The organism is Streptomyces sp. NPDC006314 (assembly GCF_040613075.1).
Lineage (GTDB): Bacteria > Actinomycetota > Actinomycetes > Streptomycetales > Streptomycetaceae > Streptomyces.
Genome location: NZ_JBEXRL010000026.1, coordinates 48,620 through 64,466 on the forward strand (window position 1 = coordinate 48,620; position 15,847 = coordinate 64,466).

The 15,847-nt window shown below is 72.4% G+C and carries 12 protein-coding genes and 2 pseudogenes; 5 read left to right on the forward strand and 9 right to left on the reverse strand.

Annotation, left to right across the window (positions count from 1 at the left end):
• Positions 1–532 precede the first annotated feature (532 nt).
• The 5 genes and pseudogenes from ABZ079_RS32640 to ABZ079_RS32660 form a co-directional block, all read right to left on the reverse strand.
• Positions 533–1,288: an SDR family oxidoreductase gene (locus ABZ079_RS32640; protein WP_356943066.1), complete on the reverse strand. Its 756-nt coding sequence runs from the start codon at positions 1,286–1,288 to the stop codon at positions 533–535.
• Positions 1,289–1,292: 4 nt separating this feature from the next.
• Positions 1,293–3,076, reverse strand: a pseudogene (locus ABZ079_RS32645) (glycoside hydrolase family 15 protein).
• A 91-nt stretch (positions 3,077–3,167) separates the two neighbouring features.
• Positions 3,168–3,965, reverse strand: coding sequence for an SURF1 family protein (locus tag ABZ079_RS32650; RefSeq protein WP_356943067.1), 798 nt, complete (start codon positions 3,963–3,965; stop codon positions 3,168–3,170).
• Positions 3,966–4,014: 49 nt separating this feature from the next.
• Positions 4,015–4,248 (reverse strand): hypothetical protein, encoded by a 234-nt coding sequence (locus ABZ079_RS32655; RefSeq protein ID WP_356943068.1) that lies wholly within the window; start codon positions 4,246–4,248, stop codon positions 4,015–4,017.
• A 147-nt stretch (positions 4,249–4,395) separates the two neighbouring features.
• A complete protein-coding gene (locus ABZ079_RS32660; protein WP_356943069.1) occupies positions 4,396–5,379 on the reverse strand; it encodes a DEDDh family exonuclease in 984 nt (327 codons plus the stop codon).
• Positions 5,380–5,631: 252 nt separating this feature from the next.
• On the opposite strand from ABZ079_RS32660, the pseudogene ABZ079_RS32665 reads away from it, so the two are divergent.
• From ABZ079_RS32665 to ABZ079_RS32675, 3 genes and pseudogenes are all read left to right on the forward strand, one after another.
• Positions 5,632–5,911: pseudogene (locus ABZ079_RS32665) on the forward strand (amidohydrolase); the annotation flags it as partial.
• An 84-nt stretch (positions 5,912–5,995) separates the two neighbouring features.
• Positions 5,996–6,706 carry a VIT family protein gene (locus ABZ079_RS32670; RefSeq protein WP_356943110.1) on the forward strand — a complete coding sequence of 237 codons (711 nt, stop codon included), beginning with the start codon at positions 5,996–5,998 and terminating at the stop codon, positions 6,704–6,706.
• 126 nt (positions 6,707–6,832) lie between these two features.
• On the forward strand, positions 6,833–7,882 hold the full coding sequence (locus tag ABZ079_RS32675; protein ID WP_356943070.1) for a zinc-dependent alcohol dehydrogenase family protein: 1,050 nt from the start codon (positions 6,833–6,835) through the stop codon (positions 7,880–7,882).
• A 4-nt stretch (positions 7,883–7,886) separates the two neighbouring features.
• On the opposite strand, the gene ABZ079_RS32680 is transcribed toward ABZ079_RS32675, so the two are convergent.
• From ABZ079_RS32680 to ABZ079_RS32695, 4 genes are all read right to left on the reverse strand, one after another.
• Positions 7,887–8,909: a CopD family protein gene (locus ABZ079_RS32680; protein ID WP_356943071.1), complete on the reverse strand. Its 1,023-nt coding sequence runs from the start codon at positions 8,907–8,909 to the stop codon at positions 7,887–7,889.
• Positions 8,910–9,009: 100 nt separating this feature from the next.
• Positions 9,010–10,386: a CoA transferase gene (locus ABZ079_RS32685; RefSeq protein WP_356943072.1), complete on the reverse strand. Its 1,377-nt coding sequence runs from the start codon at positions 10,384–10,386 to the stop codon at positions 9,010–9,012.
• Positions 10,387–10,444: 58 nt separating this feature from the next.
• Positions 10,445–11,962 carry a S8 family serine peptidase gene (locus ABZ079_RS32690; RefSeq protein ID WP_356943073.1) on the reverse strand — a complete coding sequence of 506 codons (1,518 nt, stop codon included), beginning with the start codon at positions 11,960–11,962 and terminating at the stop codon, positions 10,445–10,447.
• A gap of 78 nt (positions 11,963–12,040) precedes the next feature.
• The gene (locus ABZ079_RS32695; protein WP_356943074.1) at positions 12,041–13,567 is read right to left on the reverse strand and encodes a S8 family serine peptidase; all 1,527 of its coding nucleotides are present in this window, start codon (positions 13,565–13,567) and stop codon (positions 12,041–12,043) included.
• Between the two features lie 282 nt (positions 13,568–13,849).
• Between ABZ079_RS32695 and ABZ079_RS32700 the strand changes: the two genes are divergently transcribed.
• Positions 13,850–14,206 carry a DUF485 domain-containing protein gene (locus ABZ079_RS32700; RefSeq protein ID WP_356943075.1) on the forward strand — a complete coding sequence of 119 codons (357 nt, stop codon included), beginning with the start codon at positions 13,850–13,852 and terminating at the stop codon, positions 14,204–14,206.
• Positions 14,203–15,828, forward strand: coding sequence for a cation acetate symporter (locus tag ABZ079_RS32705; protein WP_356943076.1), 1,626 nt, complete (start codon positions 14,203–14,205; stop codon positions 15,826–15,828). Before ABZ079_RS32700 ends, ABZ079_RS32705 begins: the two co-directional genes overlap by 4 nt.
• Positions 15,829–15,847 lie beyond the last annotated feature (19 nt).

The window sequence follows — 15,847 nt, forward strand, 5'->3', positions numbered from 1 at the left end:
GCGGCCCCGAGCCGCAGGCGCCGGGGGGACCACCCGGAGTGGCGGGGACGACCCGGCGGCCCGGGGCCGGACGAGCATCGCCGACGCTCGAGCAGAAGAGGCCCGCACGGAGGCCCGGCTCAGCGAGGCCGAGCGCACCCGCCGGCGGGACGCCGGCTGGTGGTGGCCGGCGGTCCGCCGCCCTGGGGGGGATGACCCCCTGGAGGCGGCCCGGCGCACGCGGCCCAGCAGGTGGGCGTGGCCCACACCCAGATCTTCCTGGGGGCCGCCGCGGCGCCCCGAGAAACTGCCGCGGCCGGGGACCCGGCGACGGCCCTGGCCGACTTCACCACGCAGCCCCTGGCGCACGCCTGCGAGCCGGCGGGCCCGGCGGAACTTCCGGCAAAGGTGCGACGGGGGGGCCTCTTGCAGGACCGCGAAGAAGATAACGGGCGGTCAGCCACCGTGCGGAAGGGGTGAGTCGACCGCCGACGTTCGGGTGGCCGGCCCGGGGCGCGGGGAACTCTGCGCGGGCAGCCCACCGCGACCGCGGTCAGAACCCGTGCCGCATGCCCCCATCGACAGGCACCATGATCCCGGTCAGATAGGAAGCCGCCGGCGACAGCAGGAAGGCGGCCACTCTCCCGAACTCCTCCGGCGTCCCGTACCGACGCAACGGAATCCGCGACTCATTGGCCGCCCGCGTGGCCTCCGGATCCGCGGACAGACCGTCGAGTTCGCGCACGCGATCCGTGTCGATACGGGCGGGCAGCAGCCCCACGACCCGGATCCCGCGCGGCCCCAGTTCGTCCGCGATCGACTTGGCGAACCCGGCGAGCCCGGGCCGCAGCCCGTTGGAGACCGTCAGCCCCGGAATCGGCTCGTGCACCGAACCCGACAGTACGAACCCGATGACACCGCCCTCCTCCAACTCGGCCGCCGCCGCACGAGCGAGCCGTACCGCGCCGAGGAACACCGACTCGAACGCGTCCCGCCAGTGCTCGTCGGTGTTGTCGGCGACGAACCCCGGAGGCGGCCCGCCCACGCTCACCAGCACCCCGTGGAACCCGCCGAAGTGCTCCCGGGCCGCCGCGATCAGCCGTTCGGCCGCCTGCGGGTCGGCGTTGTCCACGGCCACGCCCACCGCGTTCGGGCCCAGTCCGGCGGCGGCGTCGGCGACCCGGTTCTCGTCCCGGCCGGTGATGACCACCTTCGCCCCGTCGGCGACGAGTTCCCGCGCGGCGGCGTTGCCCAGCCCGCGTGTCGCTCCGGTGACGACGTACACCCGGTCCTTCAGTCCAAGATCCATGGCCCTATCCTGCCTCGTCGGCCCCGAACAGCGTGAGGGCGGTGTTGACCAGGGCGATGTGGCTGAAGGCCTGTGGGTAGTTGCCCAGCTGGCGGCCCAGGTCCGGGTCGTACTCCTCGGCCAGCAGGCCCACGTCGTTGGCGAGGCCCACCAGCCGTTCGAACAACGTCCGGGCCTCGTCCGTGCGGCCCGTCACATGCAGGGCCTGCGCGAGCCAGAACGAGCAGGCCAGGAAGGCGCCCTCGCCGCCGGGCATCCCGTCCACGCCGACCGCGTCGGTGTCGTAACGGCGCAGGAAACCACCGTGGTCCAGGTCCGCGCGGATCGCGTCGACCGTGCCGACCACCCGCGGATCGGCGGGCGGCAGGAAGCCGACGCGGGGAATCAGCAGCAGGGCGGCATCCAGCTCACGCGAGCCGTAGTACTGGGTGAACGTGTTGCGCTCGGGGTCGAAGCCCTTGTCGCACACCTCCCGGTGGACCTCGTCACGCATCGCCCGCCAGCCGTCCAGATCACCGTGCAGGTCCGGGTACTTCTCCAGCGTCCGTACGGCCCGGTCGGCGGCCACCCACACCATGACCTTCGAGTGCACGAACGCCCGCCGGCCGCCGCGCACCTCCCACAGGCCCTCGTCGGGCTGCCGCCAGGCCGACTCCAGGAACTCCATCAGCGAGCGCTGCAGCGACCACATGTGCGGCTTGGAGGGCAGGCCGGCGGCGCGGGCCAGTGACAGCGAGTCCATGACCTCGCCGTACACATCCAGCTGGAGCTGGTCGACGGCGCCGTTGCCGACCCGTACGGGCGCGGAGTCGGCGAAGCCGGGCAGCCAGGGCAGTTCCCATTCCGGCAGCCGTCGCTCGCCCGCCAGTCCGTACATGATCTGCAGGTCCGCCGGGTCGCCCGCGACCGCGCGCAGCAGCCAGTCACGCCAGGCCCCGGCCTCCTCGTGGTAGCCCGCGGACAGCAGGGCGCCGAGGGTGAGGGTGGAGTCGCGCAGCCAGCAGTAGCGGTAGTCCCAGTTGCGCACACCGCCCAGCTCCTCGGGCAGCGAGGTGGTGGCCGCGGCGACGATCCCGCCGGTCGGGGCGTATGTGAGCGCCTTGAGAGTGATCAGGGACCGTACGACGGCGTCCCGGTACGGCCCGTCGTACCGGCAGCGTGCCGCCCACCGCCGCCAGTCGCGGACGCTGTGCTCAGCGCCTCGTACGGGTCGACGAGCGGCGGGCGCCGCTCGTGCGAGGGGTGCCAGGTGAGCACGAACGCGACCCGATCGCCCTCGGCGACGGTGAACTCGGAGTGGGTGCCGTAGTCCTCCCCCCAGGTGCGTACGGCCGGCTCGACGCGCAGCCACACCGAGTCCGGGCCCGCGATGGCCACCCGGTGGCCGTCGGAGCGGCGCACCCACGGCATGATCGAGCCGTAGTCGAAGCGCAGGCGCAGCGTACTGCGGACGGTGACCCGGCCGCTGACCCCTTCGACGATGCGTACGACGTCGGGGGCGCGCCCGCGCTGCGGCATCAGGTCGGTGACGCGGACCGTGCCCTCGGCGGTCTCCCACTCGGTGTCCAGGACCAGGGTGTCGGCCCGGTAGGCGCGGCGGGTGCAGGTGTCCGCTCCCTTGGGGGCGATCCGCCAGTGACCGTGGTCCTCGTCGCCGAGCAGTCTGGCGAAGCAGGCGCCGGAGTCGAAGCGGGGCAGGCACAGCCAGTCGATCGATCCGTCCCTGCCGATCAGGCCGGCGGTCTGTTTGTCGCCGATGAGGGCGTAGTCCTCGATGCGAGGGTTCACGGGATCCGGTTTCCCGGCGGGCCAGGGGGCCAATCGGTGGTGCGCCGGGGGAGTGACGGGTCCTCGCGGGAGCCTGTGGCCGGCGGGACGGTCACACGGCGGCCGGTGCGCTCTCCCGCGGCTGCTCCTCCGCCGCGGCCTCCTCCCGGTCGCGGATCTCGCGCCGGACCAGGAACCACCAGCCGACCGGAACCGCCGCGGCGAACAGCCACCACTGGATCATGTACGCGTAGTTCAGCGGCGCGTCCTCACTGCCGGGGTCGGAGATCTGCTCCGGGGAGCCGCCCTTGGGCACGGGCGCCGTCTGCTCGACATAGCCGCCGAGCACCTGCGCGCCGAGCCGCCGCGCCTCCTGCGCGCTGTTGATCAGCATGATCTGCCGGTCCGGGAGCCCCTTGACGTTCTTGATGCCGCTCGCCGCGGTCGTCTCGTCGGCCTTCAGCCGCGCGGTGATGGTGGTGCGGCCGGCCGGCGGCGCGGGGATCTCGGGGAAGGCGGTCTGCGCGCCGTTCGCGGGGATCCAGCCGCGGTTGACGAGGAGCACCTTGCCGTCCGTGAGGACGAACGGGGTGAGAACGTGGAAGCCGACCTCGCCGTCGGAGTTGGTGCGGCGCCGGACCACGACCTCCTTGGCGGTGTCGAAGGTGCCGGTGGCGGTGACCGTGCGGTACTTCTCGGTGCGGGTCACCGTGTGCCCGGGAGCGGTCAGCCGCTCCACCGGGACCGGCTTGGCGTGCAGCGCGGTGGAGACCAGGTCGTTGCGGGCGGTGCGCTCGTGGTACCGGTGCTGCTGCCAGAAACCCAGCTTGATCATCGTCGGGATCAGCGCGATCGCGACGAGCGTGAGGATCACCCACTGGCGGGACAACAGGAAGCGGTAGCGGTGCACCCCACGACGGTACCTCCGAGTCGTGGGGTGCGATCAGGCGGGTATCGGGTCACACCCGGTCCACGACTCCCGTCCTCCCCTCCGCCCGGGCGCAGTGGGCGCCGCAGTACCAGTGGCCCTCCACCTCGACGCCCTGCCCGATGATCTGCACCCGGCAGTGCTCGCAGATCGGGGCCATACGATGGATCGCACAGGAGAAGCAGTCGAACACATGCACCGCACCCTGTGCGTGGACCTCGAAGGTCATTCCGTAGTCATTGCCGCAAACTTCGCATGTCGCCATGCGCCACAGGGTGGGCCGTCGTCGGCGCACGGGCGAGCGGCCGCCGGGTGAGTCGTACGCCAATCACCCATTCGTACGATTACCTGCCGGCTTGACGGCGGGTGCCGGATCAGCGCCGCGTGCCGGTTGACGCCGGGTCCCGTACGGTCATCCGTCAGCGGGTTCCACATCCGCGAGCAACTGCCCGAAGGCCGCCTCGTCCACGATCGGTGTGCCGAACTGCCGCGCCTTGACCGTCTTGGACGTGCCCGAGTCGGGGTCGTTGGTCACCAGCAGGCTGGTCAGCCGGGAGATGCTGGAGGCCACGTGCAGTCCGGCCTCGGTCGCCCGGTCCTCCAGCAGCTCCCGCTCCGTGGAGGTGTCACCGGAGAACGCCACCCGCATGCCCTGCTTGAGGCGTTTGCCCTCTTCGTATCGCCCGGGGTTGGGGTGAGGGCAGGCGGGTCGCTTCCGGGAGGGGCGCCAACCGCCGGGCCGGTAGCCGCCGTAGCCGCCGGACGACTGCCGGGGCACCGGCCGGTCCGACCACTCCGTCAACGGCCGGCACTCCAGCAGGGGCAGCCGTACGCCGCCCGACGCCGCCGCGCGCAGACTGGGCCGGAACGCCTCCGCCAGCACGCGCGCGTCGTCCAGCGCGTGGTGCGCCCGCTGCTGTACCACCCCGAAGTGCGCCGCGAGTGACTCCAGTTTGAAGTTGGGCAGCGGCAGGCCGAGCTCCTTCGACAGGGCGATGGTGCACAGCCGCTGCCGCACCGGGGCCTCGCGGCGCGCCCGCGCGTACTCGCGTGCGATCATCTGCCAGTCGAAGACGGCGTTGTGCGCGACGAGCACCCGGCTGTCCAGGCGGGCGGCGAACTCCTCGGCGATGTCCGCGAACAGCGGCGCCCCTTCGAGCACCTCACTCGTCAGACCGTGTATCCACACGGGCCCCGGATCACGCTCCGGGTTGACCAGCGTGTACCAGTGGTCCTCGACCTCGCCGCGTGCGTCGAGCCGGTAGACGGCCGCCGAGATGATCCGGTCGTCCCGGGCCAGGCCGGTGGTCTCCACGTCAACGACCGCGTATCCCTGGGGGTACGCGGTCGGCCACTGGGTGGGGGAGGACACTACGGTCGCACGGTCTTCGAGCATGGTCACTGAGGATACGGGCCGCGACTGACAGCACCGTCCCTCAGGTGCCGGCCACGGATCCGCGGACCCGTCCTGCCGCTCGACCGTCGCACGCGCGTGCGCTCATCTTCCGTGGTGCGGCGACGGCAAAGCCGGCACCGGCGTCGGCACGGCCGTCACGGAGGGCCGTTTGCTACGGGATCGCCCCCGGCGGCCTCGCGCCCCACAGTTCCTCCTCCCGTCCCGTCTCGGCCGGGACTTCGGCCTTTGCACGCCGACGTCGGCGACAGCCGGACCGCCGCCCCCCTCGGTGCGAGCCTCGGCCTCTCCGGTGACCAGGACACCAAGCTCAGAGGACACCCGGCTCAGAACACCCCGAACGGCACTGCGGCGCCGCCCCGTTGCCGTCCGCGGCACCGATCGAGCGGGTGGGCGCCGAGCTCCACCGGGCCGGGGAGGCCGGCCTCGGCGCCCTCATGGGCCGTCCATGTGGGCCGGCGGGCAGCCGTACCGCGACCGCCGTTACGACCCCGTGCGGGCGGCCGCCGCCGACTGGGGGACGCCGCCGACCACCCACCGTTCCGCCGAGGAGCGTCGGTGCGGCGCGGGTGCCCCCGGCAGTGCGATCCTCCCCGCTGTGACGCAACCCACCCACGACGAGCCCCGCAACGGCGCGCTCGGCTCGCGGCTGAACTGGCTGCGGGCCGCCGTGCTGGGCGCGAACGACGGCATCGTCTCCACCGCGGGACTCGTCGTCGGCGTGGCCGGCGCGACCGAGAGCCGGGCGGCCCTGCTCACCGCCGGACTGGCCGGCCTGCTCGCCGGGTCGATGTCCATGGCGGCCGGCGAGTACGTCTCCGTCTCCACCCAGCGTGACTCCGAGATGGCCGCGCTGGCCGTGGAGAAACGGGAGCTGAAAGAACAACCGGAGGCCGAACTGGAGGAGCTGGCCGAGCTGCTGGAGGAGCGCGGCCTGTCCCGGGAGGTGGCCCGCGAAGCCGCGGAGCAACTCACCGCGCGGGACGCGCTACGGGCCCACGCGCGCGTGGAGCTGGGCATCGACCCGGAGGAGCTGACCAACCCCTGGCACGCGGCCTTGGCGAGCTTTCCGGCGTTCACCGTGGGCGCACTGCTGCCCCTGCTGGCCATGGTCCTGCTCCCGGCCGCCCGGCGGCTCGCCGTCACCGTGCTCTCCGTCCTGGCCGCCCTCGTCCTCACCGGCTGGAGCAGTGCCCGCCTCGGCGCGGCGGACCCGAAACGGGCGGTCCTGCGCAACGTGGCGGGCGGGGCGCTGGCGATGGGGGTCACGTACGCGGCGGGCAGTCTGCTGGGGGCGGCGGGGATCTGACCGGCAGGCACCGCGACGGGCGGGCACCCTCGGCGCGCCGCCCGCCACGGCCGCGGCGTACCGTGAAGTGCGCTCGACCACCCCCCGGGCACCCGCACGACACCCCGCACGAGAAGGACCCTCGCCATGCGCGCCACCACCATCCACGCTCCGTACGACATGCGCGTGGAGGACGTTCCCGAGCCCGTGGTGCAACTGCCCACCGACGCCGTGGTGCGGGTGCTGCGCGCCTGCATCTGCGGCAGCGACCTGTGGGCCTACCGAGGCGAGGCGGCCCGGCAGCCGGGACAGCGCATCGGCCACGAGTTCCTGGGCGTCGTCGAGGAGACCGGCTCCGAGGTGAGCACCGTCCGGCGCGGCGACCTGGTGGTCGCGCCCTTCATGTGGTCCGACGGCGTCTGCGACTACTGCCGCGAGGGCCTGACGACGTCCTGCGAGCACGGCGGCTTCTGGGGCGCCGTCGGCTACGACGGCGGCCAGGGCGAGGCCGTGCGCGTGCCGTTCGCCGACGGCACCCTCGTCCGGCTGCCCAGGGACGCGGCCTCGGACGACCACCTGCTGTCCGCCCTGCTGACCCTCTCCGACGTCCTCGGCACCGGTCACCACGCCGCCCTCGGCGCGGGCGCCCGGCCCGGCGCGACGGTCGCCGTGGTCGGCGACGGCGCGGTGGGCCTGTGCGCGGTGCTGGCCGCCAGGCGGCTGGGCGCCGAGCGGATCATCGCGCTGGGCCGGCACGAGGTCCGTACCGACATCGCGCGCCGCTTCGGCGCCACCGACGTGGTCGCCGAGCGCGGGGACGCGGCCGTGGAGGCCGTCCGTGAACTCACCCGCGGCCAGGGGGCGCACGCCGTCGTCGAGGCGGTCGGCACCGAGCAGTCCATGCGGACGGCCGTCGACATCACCCGGGACGGTGGCGCGATCGGTTTCGTGGGCGTGCCCCACGGCAGCGGCACCGGCCTGGACCTCGGCGTCATGTTCGACCGGAACATCGCCCTGCGCGGCGGTGTCGCCCCGGTCCGCGCCTACATCCCCGACCTGCTGCCCGACGTCCTCGACGGCACCATCGACCCCTCGCCGGTGTTCGACATGACCGTCGGCATCGAGGGCGTGCCGGACGGCTACAAGGCGATGGACGAGCGCACCGCCCTCAAGGTGCTCGTGACCAACGACCGGTGACCGCCTAGGACCAGCGAATCGGCAGCGGCAGAGCCGTGAGCAGACCCGAGACCGCGACCACCGCGCCCAGGGCGATCACCTCCGCCCGCGCGGGCACGTACGCCGTCAGCGGGTCGGCCGCGCGGCCCAGCCGGACCCGCGCCCACAGGGCGAGCAGGGCGACGGCGGCGACCAGGACCACCTTGGCCAGCAGGGTGCGTCCGTAAGCCGTCGTCGTGAGCTGGTCCAGGATCGTGCCCGGCGGCATCCGGCGCAGCGAACTGCACACGCCCGTCGCCGTGATGGCCGCGAGCAGAACGGCCGCCACGCGCGCGTAGAGGCCGAGGAGCATCGCTCCGGCCGCGTTGCCGTGCCAGCGCCGCAGGGTCCGCAGGGCGTGCAGCAGACCCCCGGTCCACAGCACGGCGCACGTCAGGTGCACCAGCGTCAGGCCCGAGCCGATCAGCGGGCTGTGCTCGGTCGGGGGGTGCGCCCGCAGCGCCTCGGCGACCACCACCGCGGCCCCTGGCCACACCCGGGCCGCGGGGCGCCGCGAGAGCGCTGCCGCCAGGAGGAAGGCGTTGACCTCCAGCAGGGCCAGCCTGCCGTCGCGGGAGTCGTACAGGCCGCCGACGTCGATCTGGCCGGGACTGTGCGGGATCAGGTTGCCGGTCGACACCACCGACGCCAGCGCCAGCGCGGCGACGAAGCCGGCGGCGTTCGCGAACGCCGCCCAGCTGCGCGGCCGTCCGGGCGGAGCGCCGGGCAGGCGCCGGGCGAGCCGGTCCACGAACAGCTCGCCGAGGGGGACGCACAGGGCCGCGAACAGCACCGTGCGCAGCAGGGCTATACCGCCCACGCCCGGAGCGGCGGCCTCCCCGGTGCCGTGCAGCGCCGCGGACGGACCGAGCAGGGGTGCCAGGGCACCCAGGGGCACCAGGACCAGGACGGCCACGATCCTGCCGGTGCCGGGCCACCGGGACGTGCCGGGCCGCCGGGCGGTGCCGCTGGCGTCGGTCGTCTCGGCGGTCGGTCGTATCAAGGTCACCCCATGATCTTCCCCAGCCGTCACAGAACCGGGCAAGTCCGGGAAAAGAACCGGTGGAACGGCGTGGGGTCCTTACGTACGTTTCCGGCCGCCCTTTCATTCACCGCCAGTCGGCCGGGTCCGAACCCCAGGGCACCGGAGGCCGCGACCAGTCCGCCGGGCCGCCCGTGAAGAACACGGGCGGCAGGGCGTGCCGCAGCCGGCCGAGGGGGCTGGCCGTCTCGGCCAGCCAGGCGTCCGGGCCCTCGTACGGCGTCCCCGCGGCCGGGGCCGGCGCGATCCCGTCCGTCAGCCAGTGGGCGGTCCGGGCGAGCGCCAGTCGCACGCACCGGCCGGACCCGTCGTACGTCTGCTCGGTCAGCGCCCGCAGGACGGCCGCCGCCAGCAGATAGCCGGTGCCGTGGTCCAGGGCCTGCGCGGGCAGCGCGCCCGGCCGCCCGGCCGAGCCCTCGGTCGCCGCGATACCGGTCGCGACCTGCACCAGGCTGTCGAAGCCGCGCCGCCCGGACCAGGGCCCGTACGCGCCCCATGCCGAGACCTGCGCCACAACCAGGCCCGGCCGCCGCGCGATCAGCGCCTCCGGGGAGAGCCCGAACCGGTCGAGGGCACCCGGCCGGTAGCCGGTGACCACGACGTCCGCCGAGCCGAGCAACTCCTCGAATCCGCCCCGGTCGGTGGCCAGGTCGAGAATCGCCGACCGCTTCCCGAAGCCCGTGTCGGCGTGCTGGTCCGGCAGTTCGGGCAGCCACGGGGCGTCCACGCGCAGGACGTCCGCGCCGAGCAGGGCGAGGGTGCGCGTGGCGACCGGCCCCGCCAGAACCCGGGTCAGGTCGAGGACGCGCAGTCCGGCGGCGGGGAGCAGGGGAGCGGCGGCGGAGTCCAGCGGCGGAAGCACGCGCGCGCGGGCCGTGTCCAGCCGCTCACGCTCGACCAGCGGCCGGGCGGCCACCGCGGCGGCCTGTGGGTGTGCCCGCCACTCGTTCGGGGTGCGCAGGGCCACCGCGAGACCGCCGCCGCCGTAGACGCACTCCTCCGCCTCCAGGGCGGGGAGTTCGGCGAACCGCGCGGCGACCTCCTCCACCGAGGGGTCTTCCGGCAGATTCAGCGCACCGAGCAACCGGGCCCGGTGATGCGGGTAGTTGGCGTGGGTGCGCACCCAGCCGTCGGCCGTCCGCCAGAACCGCGACAGCGGCGCGAAGGCGACCGGTGCCCGCCCGTCGATCCGAAGGAGACGCTCGCTGTGGAAGGCGGCCGCGACCGCGCCGTCATCCACCCGGACGCCGGGCACCTCGCCGAGCCCGGCCCGGTGGGCCGCCAGCTCCGCGGCCGCCAGCGCACACGCGCCGACGCAGGCCCGGGCGAGCTGCCGTACGGGAAGGCGCGCCTCGAGCGCGCCCTCCCGCACAACGGTGGTGAGCCGTGCGAGACGGGCGGGATCGCCGCCCAGAGCGGACCACACGAACCTGATATCAGTCATTACTGCACTATGCATTATTGACTGAATCAATGTCCGCGGCCCGGGGCCTCCTGGCCTCCTACCTGGTCACTGCGGCCAGTGCGTCCGCCGTGCCCCAGCCGTAGAAGCCGTTGTAGTTCTTGGACCCCTCGCACACGGCGTCGACCTTGCCGTCACCGTCGATGTCGTACGGGTCCGTGCATGGCGTGGCGTTGGCCTCCGCGTACAGCAGCGCCTTCACCAGGGCCGCGGGGGCATGCGGATGGGTTGACTTGATCAATGCGGCAACGCCGGCGACATGCGGGGTCGCCATCGAGGTCCCGGCCATGTAGCCCCACTTGCCGCCCGGCAGCGGGCCCAGGATAGAGCCGCTGGTCGCCGGGGGCTGCGGCTTCTGGTAGGCCGTGGAGTCACCGCCGGGCGCGGCGATGTCGACCACGCCGAGGCCGTAGTTGGAGAAGGACGACTTCAGGCCCTTAGCACCGGTCGCCGAGACCGTCACCACGCCCGGCAGCTGTGTCGGTATGTCGTAGCACTCGTGCGGGTCGATCACCCGGTCCGACGGAGTGCCGTCGTTCGGGGAGACCGGGTCGGTGATCGAGTCGGACGCGAGGTCGTAGTTCTCGTTGCCCGCCGCCGCGACGTTGACCGTGCCCTTCTTCTCCGCGTACCGCGAGGCCCGGGTGATGGCGTCGACGAGCGCCTTCTGGTCCGGGTCGGTGGTGCAGTTGAAGTACCAGGGATCGGTGTAGTAGCTGTTGTTGGTCACGTCGACGTGGTGCTCGGCGGCCCACACGAAGCCGCAGACCACGGACTCCGTGTAGAAGTACCCGTTCGGGTTGGCGACCTTGATGCCGGCCACCTTGACGCCCGGTGCCACACCCGTGACGCCCACGCCGTTCTTGGCGGCCGCGATCTCGCCCGCCACGTGGGTGCCGTGCGGGCTCTCCGACGCGCTCGGCCGCCAGGCTCCGTCCGTCGTGTCCGGCCTGCCCGACACGCAGTTGGCGGACGCGTCCCGGTCGAAGTTGGGCGCGATGTCCGGGTGGGTGTCGTCGACGCCCGTGTCGATGACGGCGACCGTCACCTTCCGGCTGCCCAGGGTCTTCTCGTGCGCCTTGTCCGCCTTGATGGCCGGCAGGTCCCACTGGAGCGGCTCCAGCGGGTCCTGGCCGTCGGCCGCCTGGGCGTCGGCGACCTCCTCGGCGCTCAGGACCTTCGGCGTGCCCACGTCGGTGGTGGACTGGGCGGGCAGCGGCGCGTTGCGCGTGGCCCCGGCCGAGTCCACTCCGTGTACGGTGCGGATCTTCTTGGCGAAGCCGGGGTCGGCCGAGTGGACGACGATCACGCCGATCCGGTCGTACGCGACCACCACCGAACCCCCGGCCTCGGCGATCGCCTTCTGCACGTGCGCCGAAACACCGTGACCGGGAAGGACGTTGACGACATAGCTGAGCGCGGGCCCGTCGGCGGTGGCCGCCGGGGCGTTGTCCGCGGCGGAGGCGGTCACGTCGGGCAGGAACGCGAGTGCCGTCGCCAGGGCCATCCCGGCCGGGATCGCGAGGGCGCGGCGGTAGCGCGGCTTGGGCGCTGTCATGGGTCAGTTCTCTCCAGTTCGTTCGCGGTACGGGCGTGCCGTGCGGGAAGTCGTCGTGGGGCGCCGTTCGCCTGACTGCTACCTGACTGCGCGCAGCGCGTTGACGATGCCGAAGCCGTAGAAGCCGTTGACGCGCCTGCCCCCGACGCAGGTCGCGTCCACGACGCCGTCGCCGTCACCGTCGTAGGGTCCGCTCGGGCAGCCCGGGTTGTCGGCCTGGGCCTTCAGCAGCGCCCGCAGCTGGGCGGGGGTGGCGTGCGGGTGGGCCGACTTCAGCAGCGCGGCCACCGCGGCCACGTGCGGGGAGGCCATCGACGTGCCCTGGAGGAAGCCGTACTGGTTGTTCGGCAGCGTGGACAGGATGCGGCCGTTCTTCGACGGGGTGTCCGGGATCTGGTACTTGTCGCCGCCCGGCCCCGCCACGTCGACGACCCCCCGGCCGTAGCTGGAGTAGTACGACTTGGCGCCCTTCACGCCCACCGCGCTCACGGTCACCACACCGGGCAGCTGGGTCGGTATGTCGAAGCACTCGTGCGGGTCGACCGTCCGGGTCCGGGCCGTGGAGTCGTCCGGGCTGGAGTCGTCCACGATCGCCTGCGAGTCCAGGTCGTCGTTGGAGTTGCCCGCCGAGGCCACATTGAGCGTGCCCTTGCGCTGGGCGTACAGCTGGGCCCTGTTGACGGCGTCGACGATGGCACGTTGATCGGGGTCGTCCACGCAGTTGTACAGCCACGGATCAACGTAGTAGCTGTTGTTGGTGATCTCGATGCCGTGGTCGGCGGCGAACACGAAGGCGCAGACCACGCTCTCCGGGAAGAACAGCGAGTTGGCGTCCGGCTGGGCCACCGTGATGCTCGCGACCTTCACACCGGGCGCCACACCGGCCACGCCTATGCCGTTGCGGGCCGCGGCTATCTCGCCGGCCACATGCGTGCCGTGGTAGTGGTCGGCGTCCACCGGCCGCCACGCGCCGTACGTCGTGTCCGCCTTGCCGCTCACACAGTTCGCCGACTGGGAGGCCGAGAAGTTCGGGGCGATGTCGGGGTGCGTGTCGTCGACGCCCGTGTCGATCACGCCGACGGTCACGCGCCTGCTGCCCGGATCGATCCGCGCGGCCTTGTCGGCGCCGATCGCCCGCAGGTCCCACTGGTCCGCCTCCAGGGGCTCCTCGCCCGCCGCAGCGCCCTGGGCGAGCTTCGCGGCCTCCGCCCTGGACAGGACCCGCACCGCGCCCTCGTCCGTCGTCCCCGCCGCGCTCAGCGGCGCCGTACGCGTGGCACCCGCCGACTCCACCCCGCGCACCGCGCGGATCCGCGGCCCGAAGTCCGGGTTCGCGGAGTGGACGACGGTCACACCGATCCTGTCGTAACGGGCCACGACAGTGCCGCCGTTGCGTGTGATCTCACGCTGCACGGACTCGATCGTGTGGCGGTCCGTCCTGGTGTTGACCACGTACGCGAGATTCGGGCCGTCCGCCGCTCGCGTCGCCGTGGCCCTGGTGGGCGCGGCGGAGGCCGCCGTCGGCAGGTAACCGAGCGAGGCGGTCAGCGACAGCACGACCGGCACGGCGAGCGCGAGCCTGCGTCTGGAGCGCAGATGAACCATGGGATCTCCACTTCATCCGGATACGGAACCGCCCGAGACACAGGTGGTGCTCGGGCAGGTACATGACGGGTGGTGCAGGCTGAAGCTATCTTCCGCGCCCGATCTCCGAAAGGGCCCGGCGGACTTGAACCGCTCCGCGCGCGGCGCCGTGACCGTGAACAGGAGGCCCAGCAGGACCGTGGCCCCCGCGGATCCACGTCAGGGAGCCGAGCCGTGACTCCCCCTCATGTGATCCCGTTCCAGTGACGTCGGAAGCGCATGTCCGTAACGCGAGGAGACTCCGTGGCCCCCGAGACACCGCCCCCCGCTACATCGCAACCACCCCTACCCTCCACCGAGAAGCTCACCGAGGTGCAGCAGAGCGCGGAGTTCGGTGAACTGCGCCGCGCGTACCGCTCCTTCGCCTTCCCGCTGACGATCGCCTTCATCGCCTGGTATCTGCTGTACGTGCTGCTGTCCAACTACGCGGGCGGCTTCATGGGCACCAAGGTGGCCGGCAACATCAACGTGGCCCTCGTCCTGGGCCTCGCCCAGTTCCTCACCACGTTCCTCATCGCCTGGTGGTACGCGCGGCACGCCGCCGCCAAGCTCGACCCCAGGGCCGAGGCCATCAAGTCCCGGACGGAGGGCGGCGCATGACCCCCGCACCGCGCACACTGCTGGCCGCCGGCGAGGCGAGCGAGCACCGGACGCTGATCATCACCCTGTTCGCGGTGTTCGTCGTCGCGACCCTCGTCATCACGGTCTGGGCGGGCCGCCAGACCAAGGACGCCGCCGACTTCTACGCCGGCGGACGGCAGTTCACCGGCTTCCAGAACGGCCTCGCCGTCTCCGGTGACTACATGTCCGCCGCATCCTTCCTCGGCATCGCCGGAGCCATCGCCCTCTTCGGCTACGACGGCTTCCTGTACTCCATCGGCTTCCTGGTCGCCTGGCTGGTCGCCCTGCTCCTGGTCGCCGAGCCGCTGCGCAACTCCGGCCGCTACACGATGGGCGACGTGCTGGCCTACCGGATGCGCCAGCGTCCCGTCCGTACCGCAGCCGGCACCTCCACGATCGTCGTCTCGATCTTCTACCTGCTGGCCCAGATGGCAGGCGCCGGCGTCCTCGTCTCACTCCTGCTGGGCATCACCAGCGACGGCGGCAAGATCGGCATCGTCGCCCTGGTCGGCGTCCTGATGATCGTGTACGTCACCATCGGCGGCATGAAGGGCACCACCTGGGTGCAGATGGTCAAGGCGGTGCTGCTGATCGTCGGCGCCCTGCTGCTGACCTTCCTGGTACTGCTCAAGTTCGACTTCAACATCTCGGACCTGCTCGGAAAGGCCGCCGACAACAGCGGCAAGGGCTCGGCGTTCCTGGAGCCCGGACTCAAGTACGGCGCCACCGGCACCACCAAGCTGGACTTCATCTCACTCGGCATCGCCCTGGTCCTCGGCACCGCGGGTCTGCCGCACATTCTGATCCGCTTCTACACCGTTCCCACCGCCAAGGCCGCCCGCAAGTCCGTGATCTGGGCGATCGGCCTGATCGGCACGTTCTATCTGATGACCCTCGCGCTCGGCTTCGGCGCCGCCGCACTGATCAAACCGGACGAGATCATCGCCTCCAACAAGGCGGGCAACACCGCGGCCCCCCTGCTCGCCCTCCACCTCGGGGGAGTGGACTCCAACTGGGGCGCCGTCCTGCTCGCCACCATCTCGGCGGTCGCCTTCGCCACCATCCTCGCGGTCGTCGCCGGCCTCACCCTGGCCTCGTCCTCCTCCTTCGCCCACGACATCTACGCGAACGTCATCAGGAAGGGACAGGCCACCGAGAAGCAGGAGATCGGCGCGGCCCGCTGGGCGACCGTCGGCATCGGGGCGGTCTCGATCGTCCTCGGCGCCCTCGCCCGCGACCTGAACGTGGCCGGCCTGGTCGCCCTCGCCTTCGCCGTCGCGGCCTCCGCCAACCTGCCGACCATCCTCTACAGCCTGTTCTGGAAGCGGTTCACCACCTCGGGCGCCCTGTGGTCGATCTACGGCGGCCTGGTCACCGCGGTCGGCCTGGTCCTGTTCTCCCCGGTGGTCTCCGGCAAGCCGACCTCCATGTTCCCCGGCGTCGACTTCCACTGGTTCCCGCTGGAGAATCCCGGGATCATCTCCATCCCGGTCGGCTTCCTGCTGGGCGCCGTGGGCACCCTGCTGTCGAAGGAGGTCCCGGACGCCGGGAAGTACGCCGAACTGGAGGTGCGGTCCCTGACCGGCACCGGAGCACACTGAGCTTCGTACGGACGGCCGC